This is a genomic window from Tsukamurella paurometabola DSM 20162 (assembly GCF_000092225.1).
Lineage (GTDB): Bacteria > Actinomycetota > Actinomycetes > Mycobacteriales > Mycobacteriaceae > Tsukamurella > Tsukamurella paurometabola.
Genome location: NC_014158.1, coordinates 1 through 16,912, shown reverse-complemented (window position 1 = coordinate 16,912; position 16,912 = coordinate 1). Strand labels below are relative to the sequence as shown.

The window sequence follows — 16,912 nt, the reverse complement described above, 5'->3', positions numbered from 1 at the left end:
CCGTCACGACGCCGCGCCGGGCACCGACGGGTTGGTCGGTACCCGGCGCGGCGGTCACGCTCAGCGTGCGGCGACGAGGCTGCGCTCGGCGGCGTCGGCCTGCCCCAGGCGGTCGGGCGCCTCGACGGGGACGGCCGAGAGGAAGTAGGTCTGCGGCGTGGTGTCGACCACGACGACCCGCAGGCGGTCGGCCCGAACCGGGGCACCGTCGAACTGCACCTCGGCGGTAGCCCGAGTGGCCGGGACACCGGACACGGAGGTGGGCGTCACCTGCACGCCCACGACGCGGCCCTTGAGGCCCTTGTAGCCGTCGGACTCGAGGCTCCGGGTGACGATCGTGCGAGCCACGGCGTCCGTCGATGCCCCCTTCACCAGGGAGGGGCCGAATTCGATCTGCGAACCCCAGTTCTTGCCCGCAAGCTTCACTCCGGCCACGACGGTGCCCTCCGCATCCGGGGCCGTGATCTCCCAACCCGCGAGGGTGCCGCGATCGATCGACAACGGACCCGCGACCACGCGGGCCGGATCAGCGACGGCGGGAGCGGCGGTCATGGTGGCGACGGAAGCTCCGGCGACGACGGCAGCGAGGGCGGTACGAGTCTTGAGTGCGATCATGAATACCATGATTCCATATCAGTAAACTTTGTGCATTCTGCTGTGACGCCGCGCTCCATCGTGCACCCGGATCCAGGTACGTCGATCTAAGGTTGCGGGGATGGGCAAGCATTCGTCGACGCGTGAGTCGCCGGACGTCTCCGCATGGCTCCTCGTCGCTAACCCGCTGTGTCTCCTCTTCGGGCTCTATGCCGTGTGGACCGGCGCCGTGATAATCACCGGGCCCGCGACGTGCGACATGAAGACGATGACAGCTGCCGACGTGTGCGCAACGGGCCGAAAGCTACTCGACGAGCAGCTCCTCGTCGACGCCGCGCCAACCCCTCCCACGGACGGCAAGTACCGAACCTACGCTCAGCAGCAGTCGTTCAACCGTGTGGCAGGCCCGGGGCGCGTGATCGTCGGGCTGGTGGTCGTGGCCGGTTCGCTGTGGCTCGGCCTGGCACAAGCCCGCGGATTGCAAACGCGCAGAGAATTGCGCCGAAGGCAGGTGCGCGGCGCCGCCGCCGGGCAGGACAACAAAGGCGGCCTCGCTGATACGAGACCGCCTTGATCGCGAAACTTTGTGGAGCCTAGGAGATTCGAACTCCTGACATCCGCCTTGCAAAGGCGGCGCTCTACCAACTGAGCTAAGGCCCCGGGTCGGGGTGTGGTGGGCCTAGGAGGACTTGAACCTCCGACCTCTTCGTTATCAGCGAAGCGCTCTAACCGCCTGAGCTATAGGCCCGTGAACCGAGGTGAAAGATTACCAGTGCACCTCGGGTTCTACAAAATTGCTGGTCAATCCCTATCGGCGAGGGTCACCTCGACGCCGCCCACGAGGTCGGCGCACAGGTTGTAGATGAACGCCCCGACGGTGGCGAGGGCGGTCAGCAGAACCACGTTCGCCAAACCCACCAGCCCGGAGTACAGGAACACGTCGCCGGCCGTGAGGATCGACGATCCGGCCTGCTCGTTGACCAGGGTCTGGAAACTGTCGTTGATCTTCGACCACACGCCCATGCCGTTGAGGATCACGTACAGCGCGCCCACGGCGATCATCCACACGAAGAAGAGCACCACCGAGACCACACCCGCGAGCTTGAACGTGGTCCACGGATCGATGGACCGCAGTTGCATCGCGGCCCGCACGGGTCCCGTTGCGGCCTGCGTCTTCACACCCGCGGCGCGGGCCGGCGTGCTGCCCACGGTGTGCAGGTTCGACGGTGCGGCCTCGGGCTCGGGCTCCGCCGGCGCGGTGGCCGCCGGAGGCGGCGTCGTGGCCACCGGAGTGGTGGGCGCGTCCGCCGGGGTCACATGGTGGATCTTGTCGAGATCGGGCAGATCCTTCGGCAGCTCGTCCCGCTCCACGCCCTCGGTGGGTGCGTCGATGACGCGGCCGAGGTCGGTGTCCCGTCGCGGGATCCGGACGGGCTGTCGACCCGCCTGCTCCGGCCCGGGCTCGCTGGGCTGCCCGGGGCCGGTTCCAGGGGTACTCACATGCGCTCCTTTTGAGTCGCGGCGACCTTATTCCTCGGTGGTCGCCTGCTCGGTCTCGTCGCTCGTCTCGTCGGTCTCGTCGGCGTTCCGCGCGATGGCCAGAAGCGTAGTGCCTTCGCCGAGGTTCATCAGCCGGACACCCTTGGTCTGGCGACCCGCCTTGCGGACCTGCCGCGCGGCGGTGCGGATGACTCCGCCACCCGAGGTGATCGCGTAGAGCTCGGTCTCATCGTTGACGATGAGCGCGCCCACCAGGTCACCGCGCTTCGGGTCGAACTGGATCGTCAGCACGCCCTTGCCGCCACGCCCCTGCACAGGGTAGTCGTCCATCGCGGTGCGCTTGGCATAACCGCCCGAAGTGGCCACCAAGAGGTAGGTGTCCTCCTGGACCACGTTGAGCGCCAACAGCTGATCGTCGCCGTTGAACCGCATCCCCTGCACACCGGAGGTTGCGCGGCCCATCGGGCGCAGGGCCTCGTCGGTCGCGGAGAACCGGATCGACTGGGCATTCTTGCTCACCAGCAGCAGATCATCCTCGGAGGAGACCAGCGCGGCACCCACCAGCTCGTCCTCGTCGCGCAGGTTGATGGCGACGATGCCGCCGCTGCGGTTCGAGTCGAAGTCCTCCAGGCGGGACTTCTTCACAAGACCGTTCTTGGTGGCCAGCACCAGGTACGGCGCATCGTCGTAGCCCTTGATCTGGATCACCTGAGCGATCCGCTCCTCGGGCTGGAAGGCCAGCAGGTTCGCGACGTGCTGACCGCGTGCGGTGCGGCTCTGCTCGGGCAGCTCGTAGGCCTTGGCCCGGTAGACGCGACCCTTGGTGGTGAAGAACAGGATCCAGTCGTGGGTCGAGCACACGAAGAAGTGCCGCACGATGTCGTCCTGCTTGAGATCGGCTCCCTTGACGCCCTTTCCGCCGCGCTTCTGGCTGCGGTACAGGTCGGTCTTGGTGCGCTTGGCGTAGCCGGTCTCGGTGATCGTGACGACCACGTCCTCGCGGGCGATGAGATCCTCGTCGGTCACGTCGCCGTCGGCCGCGATGATCTTGGTGCGGCGGTCGTCGCCGAACTTCTCGACGATCTCGCCCAGCTCGTCGCGCACGATGGCGCGCTGCCGCTCGGGCTTGTCGAGAATGTCCTTGAGGTCGGCGATCTCGCGCTCGATCTCGGCGAGTTCGTCGATGATCTTCTGCCGCTCCAGGGCCGCCAGCTTGCGCAGCTGCATGTCGAGGATGGCGTTGGCCTGGAGCTCATCGACATCGAGCAGCTCCATCAGGCCCGTGCGTGCGATCTCCGTCGTCTGCGAGGCGCGGATCAACGCGATCACCTCGTCGAGGGCGTCGAGCGCCTTGACCAGGCCGCGCAGAATGTGGGCGCGCTCCTCCGCCTTGCGGAGCAGGAACTTGGTGCGCCGCACGATGACGTCCAACTGGTGCGCCACGTAGTAGCGGATCATCTGGTCCAGCCGCAGGGTGCGCGGCACACCGTCCACGATGGACAGCATGTTGGCGCCGAAGCTGGTCTGCAGCTGGCTGTGCTTGTAGAGGTTGTTCAGCACCACCTTGGCGACGGCATCGCGCTTGAGCCGCACCACGATCCGCATGCCGACGCGGTCGGAGGATTGGTCCTCGATCTTGCTGATGCCGGCGATCTTGCCGTCCCGGACCTGCTCGGCGATCGACAGCACGAGGTTGTCGGGGTTCACCTGGTAGGGCAGCTCGGTGATGACGAGTTCCGTTGCGCCCTTGGAGTCCTCCTCCACCTCCACCACGCCGCGCATGCGGATGGAGCCGCGGCCGGTGGAGTAGGCGTCCTTGATGCCCTGGCCACCCACGATGAGCCCGTGGGTCGGGAAGTCGGGGCCCTTGACTCGCTCCATGCACGCCTCGAGCGTGGCCTCGGAGTCGGCGTCGTAGTTCTCCAGGCACCAGAACACCGCTTCGGCGATCTCGCGCAGATTGTGCGGCGGGATGTTGGTGGCCATGCCGACGGCGATACCGCCGGAGCCGTTCATCAGCAGGTTGGGCACACGCGCGGGGAGCACGGTGGGCTCCTGCGTCTTGCCGTCGTAGTTGGGCGCGAAATCGACGGTCTCCTGGTCGATTCCGCGCAGCATCTCCATGGCGAGCGGGGTGAGGCGAGCCTCGGTGTAGCGCATGGCGGCCGCGGGATCATTACCGGGCGAGCCGAAATTGCCCTGTCCGTCGATCAGCGGGTACCGCATCGACCAGGGCTGCGCGAGCCGGACCAGCGCGTCGTAGATCGCGGAGTCGCCGTGCGGGTGGTAGTTGCCCATGGTCTCGGCGACGGGCTTGGCCGACTTCACATAGCTGCGGTCGGGGCGGTAGCCGGCGTCGTACGACGCGTACAGGATACGGCGCTGCACCGGCTTCATACCGTCGCGCACCTCGGGCAGCGCGCGGCCCACGATCACGCTCATGGCGTAATCGATGTAGCTGCGCTGCATCTCCTGCTGGATGTCGACCGGTTCGATCCGGTCGTGACCACCGGTCTCGGTGGGCGGGGTGGTGTCAGTCATGGAATTCCTTCGACTTCAGGCGGTTCGACGGTGCACGGCCCGGTGGTCCGGGCCGGCGCATCAGACGTCGAGGAACCGCACGTCCTTGGCGTTGCGGGCGATGAACGAACGGCGGGCCACCACGTCCTCGCCCATGAGGATCGAGAACAGCTCGTCGGCCGCGGCGGCGTCGTCGAGGGTCACCTGCTTGAGCACGCGCACCGTCGGATCCATCGTGGTCTCCCAGAGCTCCTTGGCGTTCATCTCGCCGAGGCCCTTGTACCGCTGGATACCGTCGTCCTTGTTGATCTTCTTGCCGGACTTCAGGCCCTCGGCCAGCAGCGCGTCGCGCTCGGCATCGCTGTAGGCGAACTCGGGCTCGGCACCCTTCTGCCACTTGAGCTTGTACAGCGGCGGCTGTGCGAGGTACACGTGGCCGTGCTCGACCAGCGGCCGCATGAATCGGAACAGCAGCGTCAGCAGCAGCGTCGAGATGTGCTGGCCATCCACGTCGGCGTCGGCCATGAGCACGATCTTCTTGTAGCGCAGTTTAGCGATGTCGAATTCATCGTGGATACCGGTGCCGAAAGCCGTGATGATCGACTGGACCTCGGTGTTCTTGAGCACCTTGTCGATTCGCGCCTTCTCGACGTTGATGATCTTGCCGCGGATAGGCAGGATCGCCTGGTACATCGAGTCGCGGCCGCTCTTGGCGGAACCACCGGCCGAGTCACCCTCCACGATGTAGACCTCGCACTTGTCGGGGTCGTTGCTGCGGCAATCCGCGAGCTTGCCGGGCAGGCCGCCGATATCGGTGGCGCTCTTGCGGCGCACCAGCTCTCGTGCCTTCCGCGCGGCGAGACGGGCCTGGGCCGAGGCGGCGGCCTTCTGCACAATGGTCTTGGCGTCGGCCGGGTTCGAATCGAACCAGAACTGCAGCTGCTCCCGACATACCTTCTGTACGAAGCTCTTGACCTCGGTGTTGCCGAGCTTCGTCTTGGTCTGGCCCTCGAACTGCGGCTCGGCGACCTTCACGGAGATCACCGCGGCGAGGCCCTCGCGGATGTCGTCGCCCGACAGCTCGCCGTCCTTCTCCTTCACCAGCTTCTTGTCTTTGGCGTAGGCCTTGACGACGCCGGTCAGCGCGGTGCGGAATCCCTCCTCGTGGGTTCCGCCCTCGTGCGTATTGATGGTGTTGGCGAAGGTGTGCACGGACTCCGAGTAGCCGGAGTTCCACTGCATCGCGATCTCGATCTCGTGACCCTTCTCCTTCCCCTCGAAGGAGATGATCGAGGCGTGGATCGGGGACTTCGACGTGCGTGCGTTGATGTGCTTGACGTAGTCGACGAGCCCGTCCGGGTAGTGGAAGATCCGCTCGCGCTTCTTGGGCGCGACCTCGGCCAGCGCGGCGGCGACGTCCTCCTCGTGCGCCGAGGGTGCCTCCTCGGTGATGTCCTCGTCGGGCACCTCGATGGCGACAGGGCGCTCGTCGGTGAGCGTGATCGTCAGGCCCTTGTTGAGGAAGGCCATCTCCTGCAGGCGCCGCGAGACGGTCTCGAAGTCGTAGTGGGTGGTCTCGGTGAACACCTTCGGGTCGGCCCAGAACCGCACCGTCGTACCGGTGCGGGTGGTGGGCTCGCCCTTGATCAGATCCTCGGCAACGGAGTCGCGCTTCGCGTCGTCCCAGTGGAAGTTCTGCTGCCAGTGGAAGCCGTCGACGTCGATTTCGACCTCGACGCGGCTCGACAGCGCGTTGACCACCGAGATGCCGACGCCGTGCAGGCCGCCGGAGACGGCGTACGCATCGGAGTCGAACTTGCCGCCGGCGTGGAGCGAGGTGAGCACCAGCTGCACGGTGGGTATGCCCTTGGCGTGCATCGCGACGGGGATGCCGCGACCGTCGTCGATGACCTCGACGCCGCCGTCGGCTCGGAGCTTCACGTCGACCCGGGTCGCGTGGCCGGCCATGGCCTCGTCGACGGAGTTGTCGACGACTTCCCAGATCATGTGGTGCAGGCCGCGCGGTCCGGTGGTACCGATGTACATACCGGGGCGCTTGCGCACCGCCTCCAGGCCCTCGAGCTGCTTGATGGAATCGGCGCCGTAGTTGCCCGAACCGGACTTTCCAGCGTTGTTGTCAGCCGCCACGATGTGTTGGCGCTCCTTCGTCGATACCACCGCCCGGCGCGTCCGGGCGCTACCCGACGAGCCAGGTCGATGGTGAACGGACAGCGGCCACCGGGGCGAACCGCTCTTGCCGTTCCAGTCTACTCTTCTTCAGGACGTTAAATGCGGTTGCCACGCCCTGAACGCGTCGCAGACGAATCCGACGCCTTTTCGGCGCGATCACTCCGGATCGATCCTTGTCCGCCGCACGGCCCTGCTGGGCCGCGGATCGGTTACCCGTACGTGTCGCGCGGACCGCGCCCCGGCACATGCAAAGGGCCTTTACGCCAGCTGGGTGCGGAGGGGCCGGTGATGGTGAGCGAGGTGACCACGCCCTGGCCCACGGCAGCGTTGATCTTGGCGAGCAGTTGCGGTTGCATGAGGCGCAATTGCGTGGCCCATGCGGTGGACTCGGCACTCACGTAGAGCACCTTCTCACGCAGGCTCACAGCCTGGGCGTGGGCCGCCACATCAGCGCCGACCACGGTGTCCCAACAACCGAGAACCGTTCCCTCACTGACCTTCTTATCCCAGCCACGTGCCTTCGCGATGCCTCCGATGAGGGCGCCGAAACGTTGCGGATCGCGGCCATCGGGTGCCGGTCCGGACCATCGCTTCGAACCTTGGCGCAATCGCCGGACGCCGCCGGTCATCGGGGCGGAATTACCGCGGCCGACGGACTTGCCCGCCGCCTTCGCCGCAGCGCGCGCCTCTTCGAGGGCGCGGCGCGCGATATCGGAGCCGTGCAGCTGACCGTCGTTGTTCGGCCCCGTCATGACACCTCCCTGTGCCGGGCTCGATCCGGTGTCCCCAGGCTACCCGCGGCCACCGACAGTGTCGGCGCGTCCCGAACCGGGAGATCACTCGCCGGCGCGCCTGCCCACCAGGTCGTGAACGCTGACCTGCGTCTGCGACGTCGAACGACGGTGCCGCGCCTCGGGCCGGGTCCGCAGGAAGACCGCGACCACGACGCATGCGACCGCGCCGACACCGGCCGCGACCAGGTTCGCCGACTGCATCGCGGAGACGAAGGCCTGCTGCACCGTGTGTCCGAGCGCGGCCTGCAGCTCGGGCGGTGCCGCACCGATGGCGCGCACGCCCCCGATGACGGACGATTCGGCCTCGGCTCGGATTCCCGGTGCCACCGGCAGCCGGGCGACGTCCTCGGCCACCCGAGCGGAATAGAGATGCGCGACAACCGAACCCAGGATCGCGACGCCCAGCGCACCGCCGACCTCCCGGGTGGTGTCGTTCACGGCCGATCCCGCCCCGGCCTCACCCGATGGCACCGAGGTCATCACCGATGTGGTGGCGGGCCCCTGTAGCAACCCGAGACCCACGGCGATCACCGACATCGACGGCAGGATCTGTGTCAGGTAGTCGGCGGATTCGGTCAGTCGCGACGTGAAGACGAAACCCGCCGCCATGATGGCCAGGCCGGTCGAAATGGCGAACCGCATCCGGCGCTCGGTGTTGGCCAGCGCCGCCAGCGGCGTCACCGCGACCGCCACCAGCGCGAACGGGATCACCCGGACCGCGGTCTCCAACGGTCCGTATCCCAGCACCGCCTGGAAGTACATGATCGTGATGAACACGAACCCCAGGAGGCAGAAGAAGCCGGCGCAGATCGCGAAGGAGCCCATCGCGAACCCGCGCGAACGGAACAGGGTCACATCGAGGACCGGATTCGCCTGTCGCCGCTCGTAGACCACGAAAGTGACGAGGAAGACCGCCGCCGCCACGAGCGCGCCGACCACGGGAGCGCTTCCCCATCCGAAGTTCGGCGCCTCGATGAGGGCCCACACGAGCAGGGTGATACCCGAGATCGACAGCAGCACCCCGAACAGATCGAAGGACGGGCGTTCGGAACCGAACGACTCGGGCACCAACGTCAGACATCCGATGATCGCGATCACCGAGATCGGCACATTGATCCAGAACACCGAGGACCAGGCGAAGTGCTCGACCAGATAGCCGCCGACCACGGGACCGATCGCGATCGACGCGCCGGCCGCGGCCGACCACACGGCGATCGCCTTCGTCCGCTCCTGCTTCTCCGGGAACAGCACGGAGATGATCGCCAGGGTCGCGGGGAAGATCAGCGCCGCGGCGGCGCCCAATGCCGCACGCGCGGTGATCAACTGCGCCAGCGATGTGGACCGGGTCGCCAGGACCGAGATCACGATGAAGCACACCAGTCCGGCGACCAGCACCTTGCGCCGGCCGATCCGGTCCCCGAAGTAGCCCGTGGCCAGCAGCAGGCCCGCGAACACCAGCGTGTACGAATCCACGATCCACTGCAGGGCGCTCATGCCGCCGCCGAACTCATTGCTGAGGGTGGGCAGCGCGATGGTGACGATGCTGTTGTCCATACCGGTCATCAGGACCGCGATACACACGGTGGCCAGTGAGATCCACCGCTTCGGCGCGCTCAGCGCACCGGACGATGCGCTCACCTCAACGACCGGTCTCGGCCACGAACGCGTCGAAGGCCTCGATGAACTGGTCACGCCCGCGCAGGTCTTCCGCCGCTACCTCGCCGAGCCGGCGTGCACCCGCCACCACCGCATCGTCGCGCACCAGCGAGAGCACTGCCTCGGCGATCGTGCGCGCCGACATCCGACGGCGCGAGAGCAGCGCACCGGCACCGGCTGCCTCGATCCGCCGACCCCAGAAGTGCTGATCGAAGGCCTGACTGCAGACCAGTGAGGGCCGACCGGAGGCCGCTGCGATGGCGGTGGTCCCGGCGCCGCCGTGATGGACGATCGCCGCGCAGCGCGGGAAAACCGCGTCGTGGTCGATATCCGGCAGCACCAGCAGGTCCGGCGTCTCGACGACCTCGTCGCCCGTGCGCGCAGACCATCCGGGGACGGCGATCAAGCGTAGTCCCTCACCGGCCAGGGTGGCGGCGAGTTCCGTCACCACGCCGTCGAAGTCGACGATCGGCATGCTGCCGAAACCCAGGTAGACGAACGGACGGTCGTCGCTGTCGATCCACGCCTCGACCGCCCGGTCACGGGCGGCGCGATCCGCGGGACGGCCCTCGATCCGGATGAATCCGATCCGAGGCTGCCGCGCGTCGCTCCGCGTGCGCGGCGGTACCAGCGCGGTGCCGAAGGCCTCGACGCGAAGGATGTCACGGCCGTTGAGAACAGACCGCGGGTTGATGATCCGCCGGGGATAGCCGACGCGCTTGGCCAGGTGCAGAGTCTTCTTGGCGATGCTGAGGGCCCAGCCGATATCGAAGATCCGGTAGGTGAGCGGCAGCAGTACCGGGATCGTGGCGGTGATGTCCTGGAGCCGCGGTCCGAGCAAGGGATTCGGCACGGTGCTGTGCGCATCGCCCGGGAAGTACTCGAGCATCACCAGCGGTGTGCCGTTCCGGTGGGTGACCAGGGCCGCGCGCTCTTCGATGATCCTGGTGCTGATCACGCAGTCGACGTCCGCGCACAACTGCGCGAGGTGCTCGTCGAACTCGTCGGCGTGCGAGTCTGCCAGTTTGCCCACGGCCCGTAGCTGCGTGGCGGTGCCGGTACCGAAGAACTTCTCCTGCCCGAGAGGCGATTGGAGGAATTCCTTGAGATTGAGGGTGGTCAGAATGCGCGGCTCGAATCCGTGCGAGCGCACGAAGTCCCGGGATTCGACCGTGCAGCCGATCGTCACGGTGTCGCCGCGGTCGGCGAACACGCGGCCCACTGCCAGAAGGGGGCTGATATCGCCGCGCGAACCCATACAAGCGATCGCAATGCGCACCGTGGTCGCCTCTCCATCGTTTCTATCTCGACATGTTCTGATTCCTCGCCCCCGATTGCGATGACAGAGGCACTCTACGGCCTGCTGTCGTGATCCGCCGAACCGCTAGGACGCGGTCTCATCGGGGCGGTCGTCGTCCGGTGCGCTCCGCAACCGTGAGATCCGGGCATCGGCCGGCCCCTCGACGGTGACCTCGAAGGTGCGGGCCCGCAGCGTCGGCGGCAGATCCTCGGGCACGGCCGCGGTCACGATCACCTGCTCGGTCTCGGCCGCGACGTCGGCGAGCGCGGTGCGCCGTTTGGTGTCGAGTTCGGCGAAGACGTCGTCGAGGAGCAACACCGGGTCGCTGCCACCGGCGCGCAACAGCTCGAGGGATGCCAGGCGCAGAGCCAAAGCGTACGACCAGGATTCACCGTGCGAGGCGAATCCCTTCGCGGGCTCGTTACCCAGTCGCAGGTCGAGGTCGTCGCGGTGCGGCCCCACCAGGCATACTCCCCGATCGATCTCCCGCGACCGGGCACGCTGCAGGCCGGCGAGCATCGCCTCCTCCAGTTCGGCGACGGTGGCGGTGGCCGGATCGCCTCCGAACTCGTCATCGAACAGGCCGCTCGTGTACTCCATGGTGGCGGCCCGCGAATGCGGTGCCAGCGCGCCGTAGGCCACGGTGAGGTGCGGCTGCAGCGCGGCGACCACCTCCAATCGCGCCGCCAGCATCTCGGCGCCGAAGCGCGCCAGTTGCACATCCCAGACATCGAGGGTCGCGAGCATCGACTCGGCGTCCGGTCCCCCGCGACGGGCGGCGGCGTACGCGGTCTTGAGCAGCGCCGTCCGCTGTTTGAGCACCCGGTCGTAGTCGGCCTTCTCGGCCGCGATCCGCGGTGTTCGGAGGATCGCGAGTTCGTCGAGGAACCGTCGCCTGCCGCCCGGGTCTCCGCGCACCAACGACAGATCCTCGGGAGCGAACAGCACCGATTGCAGGATGCCCAGGAGATCCCGCGGGCGTCGGCTGGGAGCGGTGTTGATTCTGGCCTTGTTCGCGCGACCGGCCACGATGTCGACTTCCGCGGTCAGCTCGCGGCCCGCATTGTGCACCGTCGCCAGTACCGTCGCGGACTCCGTGCCCACCCGGATCAGCGGTTGATCGGTCGACACCCGGTGCGAGCCGAGAGTCGCCAGGTAATTCAACGCCTCGATGAGGTTGGTCTTACCGAAACCGTTACGCCCGACGAAGACGGTGACACCCGGCCCCAGTTCGATGTCCACATCGTCCCAGGACCGGAAGTCGTGCAGGCGTAATCGGCGAACGTACAAGGAAGCGCGGGGAAACTAGTCGGCGCGCCGGACGGCGTGCCCGCCGAACTGATTGCGCAGGGCGGAGACCGCCTTCATGGTGTCGGAATCGTCCTGCCGGGACTGGAACCGGGCGAACAGCGCCGCCGCGATCACGGGCGCCGGCACGGAGTGCCGGATCGCCTCCTCGACGGTCCACCGGCCCTCGCCGGAATCCTCGGTGTACCCGGTGATCTCCTGTAAGCCAGGATCCTCTTCGAGGGCCTTGACCAGGAGGTCGAGGAGCCATGAGCGTACGACGGTACCCTTGCTCCAGGCTCGGAGGGTACCGGCCACGTTCTCGATGAGCGGTTCCGCCTCGAGTAGGTCGTAGCCCTCGCCGTACGCCTGCATCAGTCCGTACTCGATGCCGTTGTGGATCATCTTGGCGTAGTGGCCGGCGCCCACCGGACCGCTGTGCGCGAAACCGTCGGCGCGATCGCCCTCGGGGCGCAGCGCATCGAAGATCGGCATGGCCCGTTCGACATCGGCGTCGGAACCGCCGACCATCAGGCCGTAACCGTTCTCCAGACCCCAGACACCGCCGGAGACACCACAATCGAGGTACCCGACGCCCTTCTCCGCCAAGAGGTCGGCATTGGGCTGATCGTCGGTGTACTTGGAATTACCGCCGTCGATCACCAGATCGCCTTCGCCGAGCAGGTCGGCCAGCTTGCGCACCGTCTCCCGGGTGGGCTCACCGGCGGGCACCATCACCCAGACGACCCGGGGTGCTTCAAGCGCCTCGACGAGTGCTTCGAGGGTCGGCACGTCGGTCACTTCGGGCCGAGGGTCGTAACCGACTACCTCGTGCCCGCCGGCGCGCACGCGCTGGCGCATGTTCGCGCCCATCTTGCCCAGACCGATGAGACCCAACTGCATGCTGGTCACGCCTTCCGTGTGGTGGATGTCGACGGTTCGCTCAGCCGGGCAGACGCACGGGCATCAGCAGGTACGTGTACGCGCTCTGCGGCGCGGGGAAGGCCCCCGAGTCGTCCGGCTGGAAAGCATTCTCCACCGTGGGCCGCAGCACCGCAGGCCGAGACGGTGTGGTGAAACCGAACGTCACCGAATCCGTGTGGATGGCAGCGAGGCCGTCCTGCAGGTAGCCCGGGTTGAAGGCGATGGTGAGCGGCTCGCCCTGGAAATCGGCGGGGAGCTCCTCCTCAGCCTTCCCCGCGTCGTCTCCGCCGGCCGAGAGCCGCAACGTGCCGTCACCGAACTCCATGCGCACCTGGGCGCCGCGGTCGGCCACCAGGGCCACGCGCTTGATCGCCTCGAGCAGCGGCGCGATCTCCATCGTGGCGATCGCGGTGTGCGAAGCGGGCAACAGCTGGCGGAATTTCGGGAAGTCGGCGTCGAGGAGGCGGGTGGTGGTGCGGCGATCCGGCCCGACCACACCGAGCAGGCCATCGGCACCCACCGCGGAACCCGCGCCCAGGGCGATTCCTACCTCGGAATCACCGGCGAAGGTCTTCGCGGCCTCGGACAGCGTCTTCGCGGGCACCAGGACGGCGGCCTTGACGTCGCCGGACTGCGGCTGCCAGTCGAATTCGCGCACGGCCAGGCGGAACCGGTCGGTGGCCGCGAGAACGACACGCTGACCTTCGATCTCGACCCGGATACCGGTGAGCATCGGCAGGGTGTCGTCCTTACCGGCCGCGATGGCCACCTGGGAGATCGCCTCGGCGAACATGCTGCGCTCGATCGCACCGGTCTGCTGCGGCAGCTCGGGCAGCTGCGGGTAATCCTCGACCGGCATCGTGGGCAGCGAGAACTTCGCACTGCCACAACTGATCGCGACCCGGGTCACGTCCAGCTCCACATCGACCGGCTTGTTGGGCAACGCCTTGGTGATGTCGGCGAGCAGGCGCCCGGACACCAGGACCTGGCCCTCGTCGGCGACCTCGGCGCCGACCCGAACCTGTGCCGAAACCTCGTAGTCGAATCCGGAGACGGTGAGCCCGTCGTCACCCGCGGTCAGCAGGACACCGCCGAGGACCGGTACCGGAGGACGCGACGGCAGACTGCGGGCTACCCACGCGACGGATTCGGCGAACTCCTCGTGCGGGACGCGAAACTTCATGCCGACGGAGCCTTTCGGTAGGGACATGCGGGCAGGGCGTGGCGGCTTCTGCCGTCAGGGCTTCGATGCTATAGGAGGTGGGTCCGGTCGGTGTACGCCCGTCTGAACTCGGTGTCCGCTCCGACCCGCGGGGCCTGCTTCCCCACATCCTCTTTTCAAAAGAAGTATCTAGAGAAGAAATAACCTGTAGTGATAGGCCCTGTGGATGCTGTGGATGGACGGTGTCCGCGCAGCGCCGCTGGCGTGTCGGGATGTTGACGACGCGCCGCACCGAATGTGGAACTACATTCGTGTGATTGGTGATGAAGCCTTCCTGTGGACGGTTGTGGAGGAACTCTCCCCAGGTTGTTCCTGCATTTTCAGTGATTCATCCACAGGCCCGGGGATCTGTTCGCACGTGGCGGACGACACGCCCTGGCGTACCTTGTGACCATGGGATACCCCGATCCGCAGCAGAATCCCGGACAGCACCCGGGCGGACAGAACTACCCGCCGCAGCCGGCCGGCCCGAATCCGCCGGCCGGCCCGTACCCACCCGTGCAGCCGGGTGGCCCATACCCGCCGCAGCCCGGCGGCTATCAACCGACGCGTGAGATGGGGCGCGATGAGGCCGCGAGTGGTACCGGCGGCTACGAGCTCGGCTACACCCAGGGCGCGTACGGGCCCTATGACGGCCAGCAGCCGCCGCAGGGACCACCGCCGGTCCCCGGCGACCCGTACGGGCCCGGTGGAGGTTCGGGTGACGACGGTGGAGGCAATGGCAATAAGAAGGCCATCTGGATCGCGGTGGCCGCCGTGGTCTTCGTGCTCGTACTCGCCGGCGTGGTGGTGGGCATCGCGACGAGCGGCGGCGGGTCGAAGGACACCGCGGCCACCCCGACGCCGACGACGGCGCCGACCACGACCCGGACCACCACCGGTGGGATGACGATGCCCAGCGGTATCCCGTCGATCTCCGTGCCACCCATCTTCGGCGGCGGGTCGACCACTGGTCCCAATGCGCGGCAGTGGACGGTCGAGGTCACCGGTAGCGGATCCGCTCAATTGGTGACGATCGGCATCCCGGACACCAGTCTCTTCGGCTCCCAACCACTTCCGTGGTCCAAGTCGTTCACGTCGGATGCACCGTTGGTGACCATCACGGTGATCGGTTACACAGGCGACGCATCCTGCACCATCAAGCGGAACGGCACCGTCGTCTCAGAACAGAAGTCGAGCGCCGAGACCAGCGGAGGCGGACCGCTGATCTGCACCTCGGGTCGCTGACCGGGCGGAGACCGCGGCGCCGGTTGTCGCGGTGCCCTATTGGCTGCGTCGTTTGATCCGGGTGGTCAGTTCCTGCACCTGGTCGTAGACGCGGCGCCGCTCGGGCATCTCCTTGCGGATCTTGCGCTCCGCGTACATGACCGTGGTGTGGTCGCGGTCGAAGATCTGGCCGATCTTCGGCAGGGAGAGCTCGGTGAGCTCGCGGCACAGGTACATGGCGATCTGGCGGGCATGGGTCACAGCACGGGCGCGCTCGGTGCCCTTGAGATCGGCGACCGTGATCTCGAAGTACTCCGCCACCACGGAAAGAATGGTGCTGGAAGAGATCTCGATGGTGGTGGTGTCCGGAACGAGATCGCGGAGCACCATTTCGGCGAGTTCGTAGGTCACGTCGGTCTGGGTGAGCGAGGCGAAGGCGGTCACGCGGATCAGGGCGCCCTCCAGCTCGCGGATGTTCCGGTCGATCCGGGTGGCGATCAGCTCCAGCACATCGTGCGGAACGTGAATCCGCTCCATCTGCGCCTTCTTGAGCAGGATCGCCATCCGGATCTCCAACTCGGGCGGCTGGACATCGGTGATCAGGCCCCACTCGAACCTGGTGCGCAGCCGATCTTCCAGCGTCGCAAGCTGCTTCGGCGGACGATCGGACGAGACCACGATCTGCTTGTTGGCATTGTGCAGCGTGTTGAAGGTGTGGAAGAACTCCTCCTGGATACCCAGTTTGCCTTCGAGGAACTGGATGTCGTCCACCAGCAGGATGTCCACATCGCGGTAGCGCTGTTTGAACTGCACCTGACGGTCGTCCTTGAGCGAGTTGATGAAGTCGTTCGTGAACTCCTCGGTGGAGACGTACTTCACCCGCATGCCGGGGAACAGTCGCTGTGCGTAGTGGCCGGCGGCGTGCAGCAGATGCGTCTTACCGAGCCCGGACTCGCCCCAGATGAAGAGCGGGTTGTACGCCCGGGCGGGCGCCTCGGCCACGGCGAAGGCGGCGGCGTGGGCGAACCGGTTCGAGGCGCCGATCACGAAGGTCTCGAAGGTGTACTTCTGGTTCAGGCTCGAGCCGCTCGACCCGGAGCTGCCGTTCGATTTCGACGATGGTCCGGTCATCGGCGGGGGCAGCGTGACCGACGGTGCCTCCAACGGCGCCGCAGCCGGGGGGAGGTTCGGTACGGGAAGGTCCGCGGTGCTCGGGCCGGCCGGTGGATCCGGCTCGGCGGCGACCGTCACCGGCGGCGTGGCATCCGGGGAGATCCGGACACCGAGCTCCACGTCCTGGCCCAGGCGCATGGACAGGGCGTCGATGATCGGGTCGCGAAGGCTTCGATCGATGACGTCTTTCATCAACTGCGAGGGCACTGCGACCAGGGCGAAACCCTCGGTGAGTGTCAGCGGTTGGACCAGGCGCAGCCAGGCCTTCTCCTGCATCGTGAGGGTGCGATCGGTGCTCTCCCCACAGAGATCGTCGACGACGGCTGTCCACGTCTCGATGAGTGGATCAACGGTCATCAGGTCCTCCGCGCCGGCCCCGGGAGCTGCTGCTTCCGGCTTTCGCCCGGCTTATCGTCCACATGTTCGTCGTCGGGTTGTGCACAAATACACCCCACCCGACCTGCGAAAGCACTCTACTCCACAGGTCTATCCACAGGTGTGGAAGAACCGAGTGTAGGGTGTTTCGGCCGATTGCTTCGGCCGTTT

General features: G+C 67.0%; 13 protein-coding genes and 2 tRNA genes. 2 read left to right on the top strand and 13 right to left on the bottom strand.

The window, feature by feature from the left end:
* Nucleotides 1–60: 60 nt before the first annotated feature.
* On the bottom strand, nucleotides 61–615 hold the full coding sequence (locus TPAU_RS00080) for a hypothetical protein (protein ID WP_013124722.1): 555 nt from the start codon (nucleotides 613–615) through the stop codon (nucleotides 61–63).
* 100 nt (nucleotides 616–715) lie between these two features.
* Here TPAU_RS00080 and TPAU_RS00075 point away from each other — a divergent pair, with 100 nt between their 5' ends.
* Entirely contained in the window at nucleotides 716–1,168 is a 453-nt protein-coding gene (locus tag TPAU_RS00075) for a hypothetical protein (protein ID WP_013124721.1), read from the top strand.
* 13 nt (nucleotides 1,169–1,181) lie between these two features.
* Here TPAU_RS00075 and TPAU_RS00070 read toward each other — a convergent pair.
* The 11 genes from TPAU_RS00070 to dnaN form a co-directional block, all read right to left on the bottom strand.
* A tRNA-Ala gene (locus TPAU_RS00070) sits at nucleotides 1,182–1,254 on the bottom strand.
* An 11-nt stretch (nucleotides 1,255–1,265) separates the two neighbouring features.
* A tRNA-Ile gene (locus TPAU_RS00065) sits at nucleotides 1,266–1,342 on the bottom strand.
* A 53-nt stretch (nucleotides 1,343–1,395) separates the two neighbouring features.
* On the bottom strand, nucleotides 1,396–2,094 hold the full coding sequence (locus TPAU_RS00060; protein WP_013124720.1) for a DUF3566 domain-containing protein: 699 nt from the start codon (nucleotides 2,092–2,094) through the stop codon (nucleotides 1,396–1,398).
* 27 nt (nucleotides 2,095–2,121) lie between these two features.
* On the bottom strand, nucleotides 2,122–4,635 hold the full coding sequence (gene gyrA / locus TPAU_RS00055; RefSeq protein ID WP_013124719.1) for a DNA gyrase subunit A: 2,514 nt from the start codon (nucleotides 4,633–4,635) through the stop codon (nucleotides 2,122–2,124).
* Nucleotides 4,636–4,695: 60 nt separating this feature from the next.
* The gene (gene gyrB / locus TPAU_RS00050) at nucleotides 4,696–6,765 is read right to left on the bottom strand and encodes a DNA topoisomerase (ATP-hydrolyzing) subunit B (RefSeq protein WP_187291001.1); all 2,070 of its coding nucleotides are present in this window, start codon (nucleotides 6,763–6,765) and stop codon (nucleotides 4,696–4,698) included.
* Between the two features lie 248 nt (nucleotides 6,766–7,013).
* Nucleotides 7,014–7,556 (bottom strand): DUF721 family protein, encoded by a 543-nt coding sequence (locus TPAU_RS00045; protein WP_013124717.1) that lies wholly within the window; start codon nucleotides 7,554–7,556, stop codon nucleotides 7,014–7,016.
* An 84-nt stretch (nucleotides 7,557–7,640) separates the two neighbouring features.
* On the bottom strand, nucleotides 7,641–9,236 hold the full coding sequence (locus TPAU_RS00040; RefSeq protein WP_013124716.1) for an MFS transporter: 1,596 nt from the start codon (nucleotides 9,234–9,236) through the stop codon (nucleotides 7,641–7,643).
* Nucleotide 9,237: 1 nt separating this feature from the next.
* Nucleotides 9,238–10,512 (bottom strand): nucleotide disphospho-sugar-binding domain-containing protein, encoded by a 1,275-nt coding sequence (locus TPAU_RS00035; protein WP_041944190.1) that lies wholly within the window; start codon nucleotides 10,510–10,512, stop codon nucleotides 9,238–9,240.
* Nucleotides 10,513–10,638: 126 nt separating this feature from the next.
* Nucleotides 10,639–11,844, bottom strand: coding sequence for a DNA replication/repair protein RecF (recF, locus tag TPAU_RS00030; RefSeq protein WP_013124714.1), 1,206 nt, complete (start codon nucleotides 11,842–11,844; stop codon nucleotides 10,639–10,641).
* A gap of 15 nt (nucleotides 11,845–11,859) precedes the next feature.
* On the bottom strand, nucleotides 11,860–12,744 hold the full coding sequence (gene gnd / locus TPAU_RS00025; protein ID WP_013124713.1) for a phosphogluconate dehydrogenase (NAD(+)-dependent, decarboxylating): 885 nt from the start codon (nucleotides 12,742–12,744) through the stop codon (nucleotides 11,860–11,862).
* A 40-nt stretch (nucleotides 12,745–12,784) separates the two neighbouring features.
* Complete coding sequence (gene dnaN / locus TPAU_RS00020) at nucleotides 12,785–13,948, bottom strand: DNA polymerase III subunit beta (protein WP_041944189.1); 1,164 nt, start codon at nucleotides 13,946–13,948, stop codon at nucleotides 12,785–12,787.
* A gap of 432 nt (nucleotides 13,949–14,380) precedes the next feature.
* On the opposite strand from dnaN, the gene TPAU_RS23030 reads away from it, so the two are divergent.
* Nucleotides 14,381–15,214: a hypothetical protein gene (locus tag TPAU_RS23030; RefSeq protein ID WP_013124711.1), complete on the top strand. Its 834-nt coding sequence runs from the start codon at nucleotides 14,381–14,383 to the stop codon at nucleotides 15,212–15,214.
* Between the two features lie 36 nt (nucleotides 15,215–15,250).
* On the opposite strand, the gene dnaA is transcribed toward TPAU_RS23030, so the two are convergent.
* Nucleotides 15,251–16,723 carry a chromosomal replication initiator protein DnaA gene (dnaA, locus tag TPAU_RS00010; protein WP_013124710.1) on the bottom strand — a complete coding sequence of 491 codons (1,473 nt, stop codon included), beginning with the start codon at nucleotides 16,721–16,723 and terminating at the stop codon, nucleotides 15,251–15,253.
* Between the last annotated feature and the right edge of the window lie 189 nt (nucleotides 16,724–16,912).

Bases quoted from the DNA above. Each gene is read 5' to 3' on its own strand.
- TPAU_RS00035 (WP_041944190.1), bottom strand. From the start codon at position 10,512: ATGGGTTCGCGCGGCGATATCAGCCCCCTTCTGGCAGTGGGCCGCGTG.
- gyrA (WP_013124719.1), bottom strand. From the start codon at position 4,635: ATGACTGACACCACCCCGCCCACCGAGACCGGTGGTCACGACCGGATC.
- TPAU_RS00080 (WP_013124722.1), bottom strand. From the start codon at position 615: ATGATCGCACTCAAGACTCGTACCGCCCTCGCTGCCGTCGTCGCCGGA.
- TPAU_RS23030 (WP_013124711.1), top strand. From the start codon at position 14,381: ATGGGATACCCCGATCCGCAGCAGAATCCCGGACAGCACCCGGGCGGA.
- gnd (WP_013124713.1), bottom strand. From the start codon at position 12,744: ATGCAGTTGGGTCTCATCGGTCTGGGCAAGATGGGCGCGAACATGCGC.
- TPAU_RS00045 (WP_013124717.1), bottom strand. From the start codon at position 7,556: ATGACGGGGCCGAACAACGACGGTCAGCTGCACGGCTCCGATATCGCG.
- dnaN (WP_041944189.1), bottom strand. From the start codon at position 13,948: ATGAAGTTTCGCGTCCCGCACGAGGAGTTCGCCGAATCCGTCGCGTGG.
- dnaA (WP_013124710.1), bottom strand. From the start codon at position 16,723: ATGACCGTTGATCCACTCATCGAGACGTGGACAGCCGTCGTCGACGAT.
- TPAU_RS00075 (WP_013124721.1), top strand. From the start codon at position 716: ATGGGCAAGCATTCGTCGACGCGTGAGTCGCCGGACGTCTCCGCATGG.